Annotated in this window: 12 protein-coding genes; 11 read left to right on the top strand and 1 reads right to left on the bottom strand. The window is 35.9% G+C overall.

What is annotated here, in order from left to right; all coding sequences use genetic code 11:
• Positions 1–57 precede the first annotated feature (57 nt).
• The 7 genes from RWP19_RS01750 (at position 58) to RWP19_RS01780 (ending at position 12,778) form a co-directional block, all read left to right on the top strand.
• Complete coding sequence (locus RWP19_RS01750; RefSeq protein WP_314356231.1) at positions 58–6,657, top strand: hemagglutinin repeat-containing protein; 6,600 nt, start codon at positions 58–60, stop codon at positions 6,655–6,657.
• Entirely contained in the window at positions 6,654–6,944 is a 291-nt protein-coding gene (locus RWP19_RS01755) for a hypothetical protein (protein ID WP_314356232.1), read from the top strand. The genes RWP19_RS01750 and RWP19_RS01755 overlap by 4 nt, the downstream gene beginning before the upstream one ends.
• Complete coding sequence (locus RWP19_RS01760; RefSeq protein WP_314356233.1) at positions 6,937–7,389, top strand: hypothetical protein; 453 nt, start codon at positions 6,937–6,939, stop codon at positions 7,387–7,389. The genes RWP19_RS01755 and RWP19_RS01760 overlap by 8 nt, the downstream gene beginning before the upstream one ends.
• 461 nt (positions 7,390–7,850) lie before the next feature.
• On the top strand, positions 7,851–10,232 hold the full coding sequence (gene ppsA, locus RWP19_RS01765) for a phosphoenolpyruvate synthase (protein WP_314356234.1): 2,382 nt from the start codon (positions 7,851–7,853) through the stop codon (positions 10,230–10,232).
• 98 nt (positions 10,233–10,330) lie between these two features.
• On the top strand, positions 10,331–10,960 hold the full coding sequence (locus RWP19_RS01770) for a helix-turn-helix transcriptional regulator (protein ID WP_314356235.1): 630 nt from the start codon (positions 10,331–10,333) through the stop codon (positions 10,958–10,960).
• 10 nt (positions 10,961–10,970) lie between these two features.
• A complete protein-coding gene (locus RWP19_RS01775; protein ID WP_295210232.1) occupies positions 10,971–11,792 on the top strand; it encodes a pyruvate, water dikinase regulatory protein in 822 nt (273 codons plus the stop codon).
• Entirely contained in the window at positions 11,789–12,778 is a 990-nt protein-coding gene (locus RWP19_RS01780) for a deoxyguanosinetriphosphate triphosphohydrolase (protein WP_314356236.1), read from the top strand. Before RWP19_RS01775 ends, RWP19_RS01780 begins: the two co-directional genes overlap by 4 nt.
• A 99-nt stretch (positions 12,779–12,877) precedes the next feature.
• Here RWP19_RS01780 and rpmB read toward each other — a convergent pair whose 3' ends face one another.
• A complete protein-coding gene (gene rpmB / locus RWP19_RS01785; RefSeq protein WP_005386334.1) occupies positions 12,878–13,066 on the bottom strand; it encodes a 50S ribosomal protein L28 in 189 nt (62 codons plus the stop codon).
• A 223-nt stretch (positions 13,067–13,289) separates the two neighbouring features.
• Here rpmB and recG point away from each other — a divergent pair, with 223 nt between their 5' ends.
• From recG to RWP19_RS01805, 4 genes are all read left to right on the top strand, one after another.
• Positions 13,290–15,332 carry an ATP-dependent DNA helicase RecG gene (gene recG / locus RWP19_RS01790; protein WP_314356237.1) on the top strand — a complete coding sequence of 681 codons (2,043 nt, stop codon included), beginning with the start codon at positions 13,290–13,292 and terminating at the stop codon, positions 15,330–15,332.
• A 132-nt stretch (positions 15,333–15,464) separates the two neighbouring features.
• Entirely contained in the window at positions 15,465–15,650 is a 186-nt protein-coding gene (locus tag RWP19_RS01795) for a 4-oxalocrotonate tautomerase (RefSeq protein WP_105089292.1), read from the top strand.
• A 75-nt stretch (positions 15,651–15,725) separates the two neighbouring features.
• Positions 15,726–17,180, top strand: coding sequence for an IMP dehydrogenase (gene guaB / locus RWP19_RS01800; protein WP_314356238.1), 1,455 nt, complete (start codon positions 15,726–15,728; stop codon positions 17,178–17,180).
• Between the two features lie 15 nt (positions 17,181–17,195).
• Positions 17,196–17,918 (top strand): WecB/TagA/CpsF family glycosyltransferase, encoded by a 723-nt coding sequence (locus tag RWP19_RS01805; RefSeq protein WP_314356239.1) that lies wholly within the window; start codon positions 17,196–17,198, stop codon positions 17,916–17,918.
• Positions 17,919–17,928 lie beyond the last annotated feature (10 nt).

A 17,928-nucleotide genomic window follows, 5' to 3' on the forward strand; every position in this document is an offset into this window, starting at 1 on the left:
AAAAATATATATAAGTTGAGAGTCACATATATAAAATAATAAGTGTAGGAGAGATTGATGAATACAAAACAATATGCAGCATCATCATTATTAGTTGCATTATTAATAACAAATACAAGTCCATGGATTCCATTAGCAATGGCAAATCCAGTGGTCCCAAATTCAAGCCGGTTAGGTCCTAAAATGGATGTAGCTAGTAATGGTACATCTATTGTTAATATTAATACACCGAATGATAAAGGTTTATCCCATAACCAATATGATTCTTTTAATATTAATAATAATGGACTAATCTTAAATAATGCTAATCGTCCTGTATCTACTGAGTTAGCTGGTTATATTATGGGAAATCCCAATTTAGTTGGTCCTACTGCTAAAACAATATTAAATGAAGTAACTGGAACTAACTCCACAGCTATGAATGGTGCTCTTGAAGTGGCAGGGAATAAAGCTCATGTTATAATTGCAAATCCTAATGGAATTTCTATTAATAATGGTACATTTATTAATACTAATGCTGCTACCTTAACTACAGGTAAACCAATTATAGATAATGGTAATATATCTGCCTATAAAATAAATCAAGGTACTATACAAATTGCTTCCCAAGGTCTTAATACATCTAAAACTGCTAGAACTGATATTTTGGCAGAAGCAGTTAAAGTAAATGGTGAATTATGGGCCAAGAATCTACAGATGGTTTCTGGACAAAACACCGTAAATGTAAATAGTGAAGGTAAGGTAATAAATGTTACTAAAAATAATGAGTCTAGTAAAATGGGTTTAGATGTCGCTAAAATCGGAGGGATGTATGCAAATAGCATTTATTTAGTGGGAACTAATGATGGTTTAGGTGTTAATAATAAAGGTATAGTTTCAGCGAGTGATACTTTATCTCTAGATGTTAATGGCAGAGTACAAAATACAGGAACAATTACTTCATCTGATGCATATATTAAATCTAAGAGTTTTGACCAATTGGGTGAAGCTAAATTTTATGCTGATAATGCAACTTTTGTAGTAGATTCCTTATCTCAAAACGGTAATCAAGCAACAAATAAAAACCCTATTATCCTAGCTCAGAATAGTTTATCTATCGCAGGACAAACTCTTTCTAATACTAATGGTAGTATAATTAAAACTGATGGCAAATTACAAATCGGTCGTAATATTTCTAATGATGGTGTTGTATCAGGAAAAATAGATAATATTACAAATATTGGATCAACCATAGAAGCGGGAACTGGAGGGAAAATAACTGCAAAGGAAATTAATAATATAAATGGGGGAGTTACTTTAAAACGAGTTCAAGTCGGTGAAGTAGAGACCATTAAGGATGAAGTTACTGTTAATGATTATCCTGGCGAAAAGTTCACTATTAAAGACCCTAAAATATATCGTCCTAATGAATTAACTGATGATGTTGATCAAGTAGTTGTTGAGGATGAAAACCTACAATTCTATGCTAAAAAAGATAGTAAAGATGATTGGGTTCGTTATAATTACACAAGAACTAAATACAAGGATGTAGTTGATATATCTAAGCCTGCCCGAATTATTTCTGGTGGTGACTTAGAAGTTACTGCAGATTATGTCAAAAATGATAGTAGTCAAATTAGTTCAGCAGGAGAATTAACAGGTAAAATAGAAAAATTTGAGCAGACAAATCCATCTTCTAAAGAATACATAATAGAAGACGGAACTGCTGTATCTTATAGTAGACATCATCATCATGGAGCAGACTCTACAAATATTGATACCGCACCATATCACAAAGTTACAGAATTGAATACTAAATTACCCCTATCAGTATTTAAATCAAATGATTTAAATAGCAAAACAAATATAGGACAGGATAGTTCTTTGTTAAATTCTATAAGTAAGATTTCTCAAAATCCTAATACTTCTTATATTATGGAAACAGATCCTAACTTCACAAATAGACGAAACTTTTTATCCTCAGATTATGTATTAAATAGACTGAAATTAGACCCTATGAATGTACAAAAACGTTTAGGGGACGGTTATTATGAACAGCAATTAGTAATGCAAGAAATTCTTCGTCAAACTGGAAAAAGTAGATTGCAGTCTGGCTTAACTGCTGAAGAACAATATCGTAAATTAATGGATGCAGGAATTAATCTTACGAAATCACAATCTATAGCTTTAGGTCGTGAATTAACAGTAGCTGAACAAAATAACCTTAAAGAGGATGTTGTATTATTAGTTAGCAAGTCAGTAGTATTACCAAATGGAAAAACTGAAACAGTTTTAATACCTACATTATATTTGGCGCCTAAAACAAAACGGGCTGATGGAGGAGCTAACGTACAAGGGGAGTCTATTAATTTAACTGTTGATAAGCTAAATAATAGTGGCAGTATTATAGCTGATGATAATACCAATATTGTCGGTAATAATATTCATAATAATGGGGGATTAATCTCTGGTAACTCTACAACTCTAGTGGCTAATACAGATGTAGCTAATACAAGTGGAACAATTGTAGGTGAATCCAATGTTAGAATTCATGCCAATCAGGATGTCATAAATGAAGGTGGACATATTAAACAAAATAGTGCATCTGGTCAATTAGTAATCTCTGCTGATAGAGATGTTATTAATAATGGCAAAAAGTATATATCAAGTGATAATGAAATTGTTTGGGATGATAGTAATAAAAGAAAAGAGACTATAACTGCAATTGATCAAGGTATTGTAGATGGTCAAGGAAGTATTAGTATAAATGCTAATAGAGATGTAGTTATGAATGCAGGGATAGTTCAAGGTAAGGAAAATATTGAGGTTAATGCCGGACGAAATATTGAACTATCTACACAAGATGCTGCTTTAAATATAAAAGAAGATCACTATCATAAAGGTAAATCAGGTGGAGGACACTCTATAACTACTGAAACTCATGTGGATGCAAACTTTACTAATTCAGTTGGTAGCAGTATTGAAGGGAAATCAGTTAATATTAAAGCAAATCAGAATATTAAGTCAAAAGGTTCTGATATATTGGCGAAAGATACTGTAAATATTAACGCTGATAGTATTAACTTTGAAACTGCTAAAGATGTTGCAACAGAACATCATAGTTTACAAGAGCGAAAGAAAAGTATTGCTAAACGTGAGAGTATAGATGCAATTGATAATTCACATATAGAAACCGTATCTGGCTCTAATATAGGTGGTAAAACAGTTAATATTAAAGCAACCAATTCTATAGAGGGGAAGTCTGTAACTATTATTGGTGAAAATAACGTTGATTTACAATCAGGTGGAAAAATTAATATTGGCGCTGATAAACATGTAGTTGATAGCAATAGTAGTTACCATCATAAAAAGTCTGGGTTACTTGGTGGTGCAGGGGTAGGATTTTCTATAGGCAAAGAACGAATTAATTCTGATGATAGTAACCACGAAGAAATTAGTGCTCGTAGCACTATTGCAAGTACAAAAGGTAATATAAATATTAGGTCTAATGATACTTTACAATTAACTAGTGGTAATATTGTGAGTAAGAATGGTGTATACTTATCTGGATCTAATGTTATTTTAGATGGAAATGTTGATAATACATCAGCGTCACATAATGAAAGCTATAAAAAGTCTGGACTTACGGTTTCGCTTGGCGGTGCGGCTATTAATGCAGTTACAGATGGAACACGTACTATAAAACAAGCTGGCTCTCGTAATGATAAACGGTTGGCTGCATTAGAGCTAAATGAGGCACGTAAACAATTCCAAGATGGTTACTATGCTGTTGATGAAGCTCTAAAAGGCGAAAAAATTAGAAATCCTGAGACTGGTAAAGTAGAAAAAGTCGATGGAAAAGATAAACGTGGTGCTAAAAATATTGATAATGCTGTTAATTTATCAATATCAATTGGTAGTACCTCTCAACATCAAAATCAATCAATAGATGTACATGAATATAATGGTGGTACAATTATTAGTGATGGTAGTGTAAATATTGAAGCTAATGATGCAACTAAATCAGGGGTTAATTTAGTTGGTCAAGATATTTTAGCAAAAGAAGTAAACATAAATTCTGCTAGTGATATAAACCTAAGTGCAGGTAAAAATACTCTTCAAGGTAAAGATAACTATAAACATAGTGGTTGGAGTGTTGGGGCTAGTTTAAGTCTTACTTCAGGTAGTTTATTAGGTTTTGATGCAAGTGGAAGTCTTGCTAAACAGAATGGAGTAACTGATCAAGTAACTTATAAGCCAACATCAATTCGTGCTGTAGAATTAGCACAGCTCAAAGCAAAACGAGATACTGAAATTATTGGATCTAAAGTTAGTGGAAAAGGAGTAGTTGTAAATACTGGTAATAATCTCAAGATTGAGAGTTTGCAAAGTGTAGATAACTTTAAGGAACATAGCAAATCTGCAGGATTTTCAGTTTCAACATCACCTAAATTTAAAGGCACTATTGGTAGTGTAGGTGGAAGTGTAGGTCGTACGGACAGTAAATTAAAATCTGTTACTGATCAAGCTGGAATTTTTGCTGGTGATAATGGATATAATATAAGTACTGGTAATACAACTTCATTAAAAGGCAGTCTTATATCAAGTAAAGCCGATAAAGCTAAGAACTCATTGACTACAAGACATTTAGATATAAATGATATCCAAAATAAAGCTGAGTACACCGTAAGAGATAATGGAGTACAATATAATAATTTTGGTAGTAGCAAAACAAAAAGTGAAAAAGAGTTTGATAAAATTTATAAGCATATTGGGTTAACTCCAACAGGGGGTGTTGGCGCTCATGGAAAATCCTCCTCTATAACTAAAAGTGCAATTAGTAATGGAAAAATTATAGAGAATGGTCGGATGGTAGATATAAAAACTATCAATACTGATATAGAACATTCTCTTAATGAATTACAAGCTATATTTGATAAAAAATCTATTGAAGAGAAGCAACAATTAGCTCATCTATTTAGTGTTAATGCTAACGAAGCAATCCATCAAATTGCTAAGCATGAAGGTTGGAAAGATGGAGATCCTCGAAAGGTTGCATTACATGCTATGGTTGGTGGAACTACCGCAAATTTAGGTGGTGGACAATTTAGTGATGGTTTATATGCAGCAGGCCTATCTGAAGCTATGATGCCTCAATTCAAAAAATGGGCTGGGAAAATCAAGGGTCCAGATGGAAAAGAATATACGGATCCAGAACGTTTACAGCAAATCGCTTTTGTTTTTGGCTATGCCACTAATGAAATATCAGGGAAAAGTGGGCAAAGTGGCGCATATGTTTCTTATATGGGTGCTAAACATAATTTTGGCTACTCACCTGATGAAATAAAAGAAAAAATAAATGAAGTAACAGAAACCCTTTCTGAAGTTGGAAATCGGTGGAAACAAGCTCGAATAAATGGAGAAGAAGAAAGAATTTATGATGAATTACATCCAGAGCCATTACCTGCTTCTCCAGAAGAAAATGGAGAAGCTCTTGAATCAGCAGAAAAATCCGGTAATTATGATACAGAAGAGTATAAAGAAGCTGCGGAGTATGCCTATAATAGAGATGGAGATGTAGACACATTACCTAGCAGTGATAATTATGGATTTACATTGGCTAATCAAGGTGTACAACCTACAGGAGTTACAGAAGATGGTACTACATATTATATAGAAAATGGCAAAACCTATATGGGACCTAAAGTAAAAGATTTAGATGGAATTCCTTCTAATGAACGTAGTAATAATCACGGATTTTGGCTTGAAGAGCAAGGCGAAACACCTACAGGGATTTATAATGGTAGGACTTACTTTACTAGGACTCGTTCTGATGGGACTACCGTTGATTATATAGGTTATCCAATTAATCAGGATAAGCCTAAGACATTAAGAGATTATGCAATTGAAACTACTATGGAGAATGAAGGTGATCAATATAAACCTTATACGACATTACTAAAAAATAGCAGCTCTATAAATGATAAAAATTTAGCAAATGAAAGTCTTAGTAATGAATATGCTAAAAATTCAATTAATATACCTAATTATATAATTCCAGATATGAATAGTCATGAATATATAGATTATTTGAGAAATAATTTTGTAGTCCCAGAATATTTCGATGATAATGGTTATGCACACTATTTAGTAAAGGCTAAAAATGGTATGATTGTAGATCTAAAAGGGGATTATATAGATACATATAAAAGCTATAACGACTATAAAAATAATAGTGTAGCAAATCAAGAAAAGCTTGATGCAGCTATTGAAGTTTTAGATAAAACATCTTCAGTTCCATATATTGGAGGTGTGAGTAAAGTTATTGTTCAATTGGCTAACGGTTATAATGGGGCGTTAGAGGTTCATAATGCCGTATATCAATGGAAAGTGAATAATAAAATATATAATAGTTATAATGCTGGGCAAATGAATAAATATGTATTGTATAAAGGTGGTGCGAATGCTATATCAACTTTTGTTGCAGGAAAAGTTGGTAAAGATAAGGTCGAACAAGCTCTCGCTTCAATTGTTATTGGTACTGCTAGTGACAAAGGCGGCGAATATTTATATAATAAAGCTAGTGAGAATACACCAAATAAATTTAATAAAAATGAAAAAGAACAGTATGATCAAGTAATGAAGAATATTGATGATTATACAGAGGTGGATAAATGAGAGATTTAATAATATTTATTGGTAGTTCTGTAATAGCAATTAATTTAATAACTGGTAAGCCATCAATAAAAAATAAATTTTTATTTTATTTAGTCCCTATTATATTAATTATTTCTGCTTTTTTAGATTACTATTATAAGGAGGTCTGGTGGATCTCTAATGGTTATAATATATACAATTTTGCAGTTCTATGGATTACATTAGTAATCACTTTAGTATTACGGTATCTACAAGTTAATTTAAATAAAAAAGGTAACTATAAACCAAAGGATAATAAAGATGTATAGTTTTGACAGTTCTATCTCTATAATTCATTTAATTTGGTGGGGAATAAATATTTTATCAATAATACTAATTTGGAGTGGGACCAAGAAAAATATAAAGTATTTTGATTATAAAAAGAAAATAAATGGCAAACAATATCTTTCTAATAGTGGAATGGCATTATTATTAATATATTTTGCTATATTTATTTCGGACCGTGTCAATATAACAGAGAGTTATGTATCTATATTTTATTATTTTATTATCAGCATATTTGCTTTGGTAGGTACACTAAAATTTTTTCTTGCTGGTATGAATAGATTGACAGATATTGGACTGTTTTCTTCATGGATATATCCTATTTATATAATTGTTGCAGGTAGTATGGCTAATTATATAGATAATTTTTATCCCATTTTCTTATTAGGGATTGTATTATTAATTGTTTATCCAGGTAAGGACACCTAGTATATTTATTTTTCCTTAAAAGAGGGAGGTGAACTAGAATGCAGTTTAAACGCATTCTAGTTACAGCCTCTTTAAAATATATACGAAACATAAAGAAAATTAGTTTATAAATAATCTGAACCCATTTTTTGATAGATATAATTAAGCTATTTTTGGGGAATGAATTCTGTTTTCTAACGACTCATTCCTTTTAATTATTGTCTTTAGACTGGTTCGCGACGTAGTCGAGAATCATTAAACTACCTGCTATGCGGATACGGCAATGAAAGTTATACAAAAAATCACATTACTAAAGTATAATATTGGTTTACAAGTTAAATTATATGCAAAAGAAAGGTGCGCTTTGGCTAAGTTTTATTTGTATATTAATGCCCATATAAATTGACAGATTTTAAATTAAGGTATACTATTTATGTGTAAAAGGTTTAATGTGTTGCACTAATTGACTAGGAGGTTCTCACATGAATCGCGAAACAGCATACGTACTTTGGTTTGATGAATTACAACGTGAAGATGTTAATTTAGTTGGTGGTAAGTCTTCTTCCTTAGGGGAATTGACATCCTCCACTAATGTACCTGTACCTTACGGTTTTGCTACAACTGCTCATGGTTATCGTGAGTTTATGAAAGCAACAGGTTTGGAAGATAAAATCCGCGCTGAACTTGATGCGTTAGATGATGTAGAAAATTCTGCATTATTGCGTGAAGTATGTGCTAAAATTCGCCGCATGATTTGCGAAGAAGAAATGCCAAAAGAATTGGCAGATGCTATCCGTCATGCTTATGAAGAACTTGGTAAAAAAGTAAACGAAGAAAATCCATTCGTAGCAGTACGTTCTAGTGCAACAGCAGAAGACTTGCCAGATGCAAGTTTCGCAGGCCAACAAGATACATATTTAAATGTACGTGGTGCAGACGTTATCATCGAGAAAGTAAAAGAATGCTACGCATCTACTTTCACAGATCGTGCAACATATTACCGTGTAAAACAAGGTTTCGATCATATGACAGTAGCCTTGAGTGCTGCCGTTCAAATGATGGTATTCTCTAAAGCCGCTGGCGTAATGTTCACTGTTGACCTTGTAACAGGCAACGATAACAACATCCTTATCGAAGGTTCTTGGGGTCTTGGTGAGTACGTTGTACAAGGTACAGTTACACCAGATAATTTCCATGTAGATAAAGCCAAAATGGAAATTACAGACCGCATGATTAATGACAAACATATCCGCTTAGTTCGTAAAGCTGACGGCGACTGTGTTGAAGAAGTTGTTCCAGCAGATGAAGCTAAACAACAAGTTATTACAGATGCTCAAGTTTTGGAGCTTGCTAAATACGCAAAAGCAATCGAAAAACATTATGGTTGCTACATGGATATGGAGTGGGGCGTAGATGAACGAGACGGTAAAATTTGGATTTTACAAGCTCGCCCAGAAACAGTTTGGTCCCGTAAAGAAAAACCAAAAACAACTGAAAAACCTAGCACATTAGATGCAGGTAATCGTGAAATTATTGTAAAAGGTTTGCCAGCTTCCCCTGGTAATGCAGCCGGTAAAGCTCATGTTATCATCAATCCTGAGGATATTGATGAATTCAAAGAAGGCGAAATCCTTGTCACGGCTATGACAGCTCCTGACTGGGTACCAGCAATGAAAAAGGCAAAAGCAATCGTTACTGATGCTGGTGGAATGACTTGTCATGCGTCTATCGTTAGCCGTGAGCTTGGTATTCCTTGTATCGTAGGTACTAAGAGCCGTAGCCATGAAGCAACAATATCCATTAAAGATGGTCAAATGATTACTGTTGATGCTACAAATGGTATCGTATACGATGGCGTATTAGAAGATATTGTTAAAAAGCCAGAAGCACAAGCTACTGCAAGTGTTGCAAGTGAATATGTTCCTGTAACAGGCACTAAGATTTACATGAATTTAGGCAATCCTGATTTAGCTGAAAAATATGGTGTATTACCATGTGATGGTATTGGTCTAATGCGTGAAGAGTTCATTTGGACTACTTTCATTCACGAACACCCATTACACCTTATCGAAACTGGTCGCAGTGACTTTGCAGTTAATACATTGGCAGAAGGTATGCGTAAAGTGTGTCAAGCATTAGCTCCTCGCCAAGTAGTAGTTCGTTTGAGCGACTTTAAATCTAGCGAATACCGTGATCTTAATGGTGGCGACAAATATGAACCACATGAATCCAGTGCATTACTTGGCTGGCGTGGTGCAGCTCGTTACTATGATCCAAAATATACACCTGCTTTCAAATTAGAATTAGAAGCAATCAAAAAAGTACGTAACGAATTTGGTTTCAAAAACTTACAAGTTATGATTCCATTCTGCCGTACTGTAGAGGAAGCTGAATTAGTAACTAATTTAATGGCTCAAGAAGGCCTTGTACGCGGTAAAGATTTTAAAGTATGGCTTATGGCTGAAATTCCAGCTAATATTATTTTAGCTGACCAATTCAATAAATATGTAGATGGATATTCTATTGGATCTAATGATTTGACTATGCTTGTATTAGGTTGTGACCGTGATAATGAAACTATTCAACATATTTATGATGAACGTAATTTAGCAGTGCGTCGTGCTATTCGCCATTTAATTGAAGTAGCTCATAAAGATGGAAAAACTGTTTCTATTTGTGGTCAAGCTCCAAGTGTATACCCTGAATTTTGTGAATTCTTAGTTAAGAGTGGTATTGACTCTATGTCTGTTAACCCAGATGCGGTGGTTAACACAAAGAAAATGGTTGCTCAATTAGAACAACGTATTATGCTTGATGCTATGACTGGTCGTGGTCGTCAAGAAACTGATGATTTAACTTGGTAATAGTATTATTATAATGAAAGAGGAGGCCGGTAGGTCTCCTCTTTTTTTGAATGATAACTTAGGATATAATACAAACAGAGATGAAAGGGGGTTACCGTGTGAAATTATCGAAACGACAAGAACAAATTGCTCAAATTGTTCGTGAAGAAGGACCTGTTACAGGTAGTGCTATTGCTGAACATTTAGAGGTGACGCGATCTGCATTGCGTTCTGATTTATCTGTTTTAACTATGTTAGGGGTTCTTGATGCACGTCCTAATGTGGGGTATTACTATGTAGGGCTTTCAAAAGAAACACAAACAGCTGAGCGATTAAAGTCATTTCTGGTAAGTGATGTATTATCCCAAGCAGTCGTAGTCAATGGGGATACAAGCTTGTATGATACGATTGTTACCATATTTACTGAGGATGTAGGCACAATTATAGTATGTGATGAATCTTACCTTGTAGGTGTAGTATCTCGTAAGGATTTATTGCGTGCTTCTATGGGGCAAACTGATTCACACACTATGCCTATATCTATGATTATGACCCCTGTTAGTAAGGTTATAACTGTGGAGCCTACAGATACATTAGTAGAGGCTGCACAAAAGATGATAGAGTATGAGGTGGATTGTTTACCTGTTATTGTTCGCGAGGATGTGGAAAACAAGAAGCGTCTAAAGGTTGTGGGCCGTGTATCTAAAACGACGGTAGCAAAAGTATTTTTAGAATGTAGCATACATTGAGGTTGATAGAATGGCAGAAAAAATTATTTATGCAATATCGGATTCTCTTGGGGAGACCGCAGAGGCAGTAGCAAGAGCTACGGCGAGTCAATATGATAAAGAACAAATTGAGATTGTCCGTATTCCTTATATTGATAGTGAAAGCCAAATTGATGAAATTATAGCAGATGCAAAACGTGGTAATCATGTTATTTGTCATACCATCGTATCTGAGACTTTACGTAAATATCTTCATGAAAAAGTGGCGGAATACAATATTCCTGCTGTAGATATTATGGGACCAGTTCTCGATGCTGTAGGTACTGTTGCATCCACAAAGCCTCGTATGACAGCTGGTATGGTTCATAAGCTTGACCAAGAATACTTCAAAAAGGTAGAAGCTATTGAATTTGCCGTAAAATATGACGATGGTAAAAATCCATCGGGTTTTGAAAAGGCCGATGTAGTTATTATTGGTGTATCTAGAACAAGTAAGACGCCATTATCTATGTTCTTGGCGTACAAAAAGATTAAAGCTGCCAATTTGCCATTAGTGCCTGAGGTACCATTACCGGAGGAATTATTTAAAATTCCAGCAAAAAAAATTGTGGGCCTTATTATTGACCCATTCAAATTAAATAATATTCGTAGTGAACGTTTACGTGCTATCGGTCTTGAAGACGAAGCAAATTATGCTTCTATTGAGCGTATTCAATCTGAATTAGAATATGCAAAAGCTATTATGCGTCGCTTACATTGCCAAGTGCTAGATGTTTCTAATAAATCTATTGAAGAAACAGCATCTCTAGTTATGCAATTGATCGATAAAAACCGTGCATCGGAGGGTAAATGAATATACGGGAACAAATAGAGGAGAGGGAGGCGTTACTCCTCTCTCCTTATGCTGCAAAAAGCCGCGATGCCATCCGTGATATGGAGGAAGCACCCGATCCACTTAGAACTGCTTTTCAACGTGATCGGGACCGCATTATTCACAGTAAATGTTTTAGACGTTTAAAGCATAAGACCCAAGTCTATATTGCGCCAGGTGACCATTATCGTACGCGTATGACCCATACCCTTGAGGTAGGACAAATAGGTCGTACAGTGGCTCGTGCGTTGCGACTCAATGAAGATTTAGTAGAAGCTATCGCTATGGGTCATGATGTGGGACATACCCCATTTGGTCATGTAGGTGAATATGCGTTGCGTGATATGGTTGGTCACTTTAATCATAATGAACAAAGCTTGCGTATGGTTGAGGTTTTAGAAAAGCATGGTGACCATCAAGGTCTTAATTTAACCACTGCTGTACGTGATGGCATCGTAGGTCATACAGGGGCACATATCCCTGTCACTTTGGAAGGTCAAATTATTCGTATTGTAGACCGCATTGCCTATTTGTGTCATGATTTTGATGATGCACAACGAGCAGGTATGTTGACGTCTGAGGAATTACCTTTTGAAGTGCGTGAACACTTTGGTATGACTCCTTCTAGTATGATTACCGCCATGGTAGAGGATATGGTAAGGGAGTCTTTAGATAAACCTGTTATTTCCATGTCTGCGGATATAGAGATGACAATGAATCTATTCCGTCAGTTTATGTTTAAAAACGTTTATTTGGCGCCAGCTTTAATTCCTGATCGAGATAAGGCATCTCACGTGGTTAAAAATTTATTTACTCATTTTATGGAACATCCTAATGATATGGAGGGATGTGAAAGTAATCGAGAGTTTTACTCTACCCGTGATGTGGTGGATTATGTAGCAGGCTTAACAGATCAATATGCTATTAAATTGTTCAAACAGTATTACATTCCAAATATTACGTTATAAATAATTGGATGATAAGATAACAAAAAAAGCAGTTAGTTCATTAGAACTAACTGCTTTTTTGGGGCTCTAGAACCCCAAAGAGTACATGTACTTTTTATTTTACGCGCGTGTAATTTTATTAGAACGAAGGCAACGAGTGCATACGTTAACTTTTTTAGTAGCACCGTCTACAACCGCCCGTACTCTTTGAATGTTCGGTTTCCAAGTTTTTCTTGTGCGAATGTGAGAGTGACTCACGTTCATACCGCTAGATGTGGATTTGCCACATACTTCGCAAAGGTTTGCCATAGTTTCCACCTCCAAGCTTAATCTATAACATAACAAAAGTATATTATCATAAAGACATAGTTAAAGCAAGTATTTTTATCGTACATATTGCTCTTTTTATGAAATATACTACAATATAAGGTATACTATATATCTTATTTTATGATAGGAGTGGGCTTTTACACAAGGATATACAGAAATTGGATATATCCAACGTGTTTATCGTATATTTAAAGGAGTTTCTATGGATGAACGGTTGACGACCATAAAGGGGATTGGTCCCGGTCGAGAGAAACAATTGCATAAGTTGGGGATAATGAGCATTACGTCGTTGTTGACGTATTTCCCAAGAACTTATGAAGACCGCCGTACGATTTATAGCATTGGTGATTTAAAAGCTGGCATGACTGGTGGCGTAGTAGGTAATGTTATAGCGGTTCAAGAGAAACGTCCTCGCCCTCGATTGTCTATCTTAGAAGTAGTCATTGCAGATGGTACAGGTCCTTTAAAGATTGTGTTATTTAACCAAGGCTATAAGAAGAACTTTTACAAAAAAGGGCAGCGTCTATATGCATATGGTAAAGCGGAATATCAATATGGGTCTATGCAAATGAATACGCCCCAAATAGAAAATTTGGGAGACGGTGGAGAGCCAGATCGTGGTATCGTTCCTATTTACGCCCTTGCTGATGGGGTATCTCAATTTGTGGTGCGCTCATCGGTGCGTAATTGGTTTGCAGCTAATCATGAGTTACCTGAGATTTTACCTAAAGAGGTTCGCGAGGCTCACTATTATATGAGTCGCTATGATGCATTTAAGATGATGCATTTTCCAGATTCTTCAGAGCGATACGAAGAAGCGCGTCATCAATTGGCTTATGAAGAGTTGTTTGTTATGCAGTCTGGTTTGGCCTTGTTGCGGAATAAAGAGCAATGTCATAAAGGGCCTAAGATGGGGCCTAATGGAGATTTAATAGCTCAGTGTATAGAGAATTTACCGTTCTCTTTAACAGTTGATCAACAGCATGCATTGGAGGACATTCGCATTGATATGGAAGATGAGCGTCCTATGCAACGATTATTGCAAGGTGATGTAGGTTCTGGTAAAACAGTTGTGGCTACCTTAAGTTTGTTGAAAGCCATCGAAAATGGGTACCAAGGGGCATTGATGGCTCCTACTGAAATATTAGCGGCCCAACATTACGAAGGTATAACAGAGGTGTGCGGTAACTTAGGTATTACTATAGAATTATTAACAGGATCTACTACAAAAAAAGAAAAAGAACGAATCTATGAAGGATTAGCTGATGGATCGATTCATATGATCATTGGTACTCATGCTCTGATTCAAGAAGGCGTTAACTTCCATAATTTAGGTCTTGTAATTATTGATGAACAACATCGTTTTGGTGTAGAGCAACGGGCGAGATTGCAACAAAAGGGGACATATCCTCATGTACTTATCATGACGGCCACCCCAATTCCACGGACCATGACATTATCTGTATATGGAGATTTGGCAGTGTCCTTAATCAAAGAAATGCCACCTGGACGTAAACCTGTTAAAACCTATGCTGTAGATAGCTCGTATAAGGAGCGATTAAGAACATTCTTCGGCAAGGAAATGGCAGAGGGACGTCAGGTTTATGTGGTGTGCCCTTTAGTAGAGGAGTCAGAAAAATTAGATTTACAAGCAGCTGAAGAATTGTATTTAGAATTGAAAGAGTACTTTTACAAGGCCTATGAGGTTGGCCTTGTACATGGTCGTATGAAACCAAGTGAAAAGGATGAAGTGATGAATTCTTTTCATAAGGGCGAAATTTCATTACTCGTTTCTACTACAGTTATCGAGGTTGGCGTTAATGTACCAAATGCGACTATTATGTGTATTGAAGGGGCAGAACGTTTTGGCCTATCTCAATTGCATCAGTTGAGAGGCCGTGTAGGTCGTGGTTCTCATCAATCCTATTGCATTCTTGTAAGTGATTCAAAAAATGATGTAAGCCAAGAGCGTTTAAAATTGATGGAGCAGACACAAGATGGTTTTGAATTAGCTGAACAAGATTTATTATTGCGTGGTTCTGGTCAATTATTTGGTTTGGCTCAATCAGGATTACCTGATTTACGGGTTGCCAATATTATTAAAGATATTGAAATTCTAGTACAGGCTCGTAAGGATGTACTAGAGTTTGCTAGTAAATATGGGATAGAAAAACTTGAATCTGTAATGAAAGAAGAATTAGAAAAAAGATTTGGTGAAAAATTTCTTAGAATATTGTATAATTAAGAGGTAGGAATAATAAGTACATAAGTAGCGATAATATTAGATTTTATCTGGGTTTTTCCCTTGTGTATCTATTCCTCATACCGTATAATAGAACAAACAAATTTATTTCATTTTTCATCTATGGAGGTCAATATGCCACTTATTCATGTAGAGCTCGTTGAAGGGCGCACAAAAGAACAAAAAAAACAATTAGGTGAAGCTATCACTAAAGCTGCGGTTGATATCGTTAATGTACCTGCTGATGCAGTAAAAGTTATCTTCGTAGACATGAAAAAAGATGATTATATGGAAGGCGGCATTTTGCGGTCTGAACGCTAAGCTACGACTGACCGCCTAGTCCATGTGGACTAGGCGGGTCGTAGTTTTGTTTTATTATACGGAAAGGAATTAAATATGAGAGACGATAAATTCGGTATGCGTGGACTAACTTTTGATGATGTTTTATTAGTACCAGCAGCTTCTAATGTGCTACCACATCAAGTAGAGTTAAAAACTCAATTAACTCGTGACATTACATTGAATATCCCTATGATTAGTTCTGGGATGGATACAGTTACTGAATCCCGTATGGCTATTGCTATGGCTCGTGAAGGTGGCCTTGGTGTTATTCATAAAAATATGTCTATTGAAGAACAAGCTCATGAAGTTGATAAGGTAAAACGCTCCGAACATGGTGTTATCGTTGATCCTATTTTTTTAAGCCCTCAAAATTTACTATCTGATGCTGCAGAAATTATGGAAAAATATAAAATTTCTGGTGTGCCTATAACAGAACATGGTAAACTAGTGGGGATCATTACAAATCGTGATATGCGTTTTGAAACTGATTTAACTCGTCAAATCGGAGAATGCATGACAAAAGATTCTCTTGTTACTGCACCAGAAGGTACATCTCTTGAGGCGGCGAAAGCAATTTTAAGTGAACATCGTATTGAAAAATTACCTCTCGTAGATGGCGATGGCAACTTAAAAGGCTTAATTACTATAAAAGATATTGAAAAAGCGACAAAATATCCAAATGCTGCGAAGGATAGCAGTGGTCGACTATTAGTGGGGGCTGCAGTTGGCGTGTCTAAAGATTTATATGATCGCCTTGATGCACTTGTATCTGCAAAGGCCGATGTAATTATTGTAGATACAGCACATGGTCATTCTGCAGGGGTATTACGTACAATAAAGGAAATTAAACAAGCTTATCCTCATATTCCTGTTATTGCAGGTAATGTGGCTACTGCAGCTGGTACAGAGGCTCTTATTGAAGCCGGTGCAGATGCTGTTAAGGTTGGTATTGGACCTGGTTCTATTTGTACAACTCGCGTTATTGCTGGCATTGGGGTACCTCAAATTACTGCTGTTTACGAATCTGCTCAAGTAGGTCGTCTCTATGGCATTCCTATCATCGCTGATGGGGGCATTAAATATTCTGGCGATATTGCTAAGGCTATTGCGGCTGGTGCCAATGTAGTTATGATGGGCAATATTTTAGCTGGTACTGATGAAAGTCCTGGGGAACAAGTAATTTATCAAGGCCGTTCCTATAAAGTATACCGTGGCATGGGTAGTTTAGGTGCTATGAAGCTTGGTAGTAAAGATCGATATTTCCAAACAGAAGCTAAGAAATTAGTTCCTGAAGGTATAGAAGGTCGCGTGCCTTATAAAGGTATGTTGGCTGATACAATTTTCCAAATGGTTGGTGGTTTGCGTGCAAGTATGGGGTATTGCGGATGTCATAACATCCGAGAAATGATTGAAAATACTCAATTCATTCAAATTACAGCGGCTGGTTTGAAAGAAAGTCATCCGCATGATGTAAGCATTACCGTTGAAGCACCAAATTATAGTGGTTGATAATGGAGTATTACATTGAATAAACGTATTTCTGTTTTATCTGTGCCTATCGATTGTGTAACAATGGATGAGGCAGTCCAACGTATTTTACAATTAACTGAAGAGCCGGGGCTACATTTAGTGGCTACGGCTAATGCAGAAATGGTTATGTTGGCAAATGAAAATCCTACATTGCACACCATATTGAACAATGCTAGTCTCGTCGTTCCAGACGGGGCTGGCATTTTGTGGGCTGCAGAGCGTCAAGGAGAACATGTGCCTGAACGCGTAACTGGTGTAGACGTAACAAAACGATTATTTAAAGTTGCGGCTGACAGGCAAATTCCTGTATACTGCTTAGGGGCAGCGCCTGGTGTTGCTCAACGAGCAATTGATAATTTATCTGCTCAAGTTGGACCGTTAAATATAGCAGGGATTCATGACGGATTTTTCGATAGCGCAGAGGAACAAGAAATCGTTAAAGCTATTAGTGAGTCTAAGGCAAAATTAGTTTTTGTTGCCTTAGGAGTACCAAAGCAAGAACAATGGATTTCAGAAAAATTGAGTCACCTTGATGGAGTTGCTGCTATTGGTATTGGTGGTTCCTTTGATGTGTTGGCTGGTAATATTCCTCGGGCCCCAGAATGGATGCAACGCAATCGTCTCGAATGGTTGTATCGATTATATTTAGAACCTCAACGGATTGGCCGCATGTTGGCCATTCCGAAGTTTATGTGGACCGTTATTAGAAATAAATAGAGGAGTGTTG

This window comes from uncultured Veillonella sp., assembly GCF_963522475.1.
Taxonomy (GTDB): Bacteria; Bacillota; Negativicutes; order Veillonellales; family Veillonellaceae; genus Veillonella.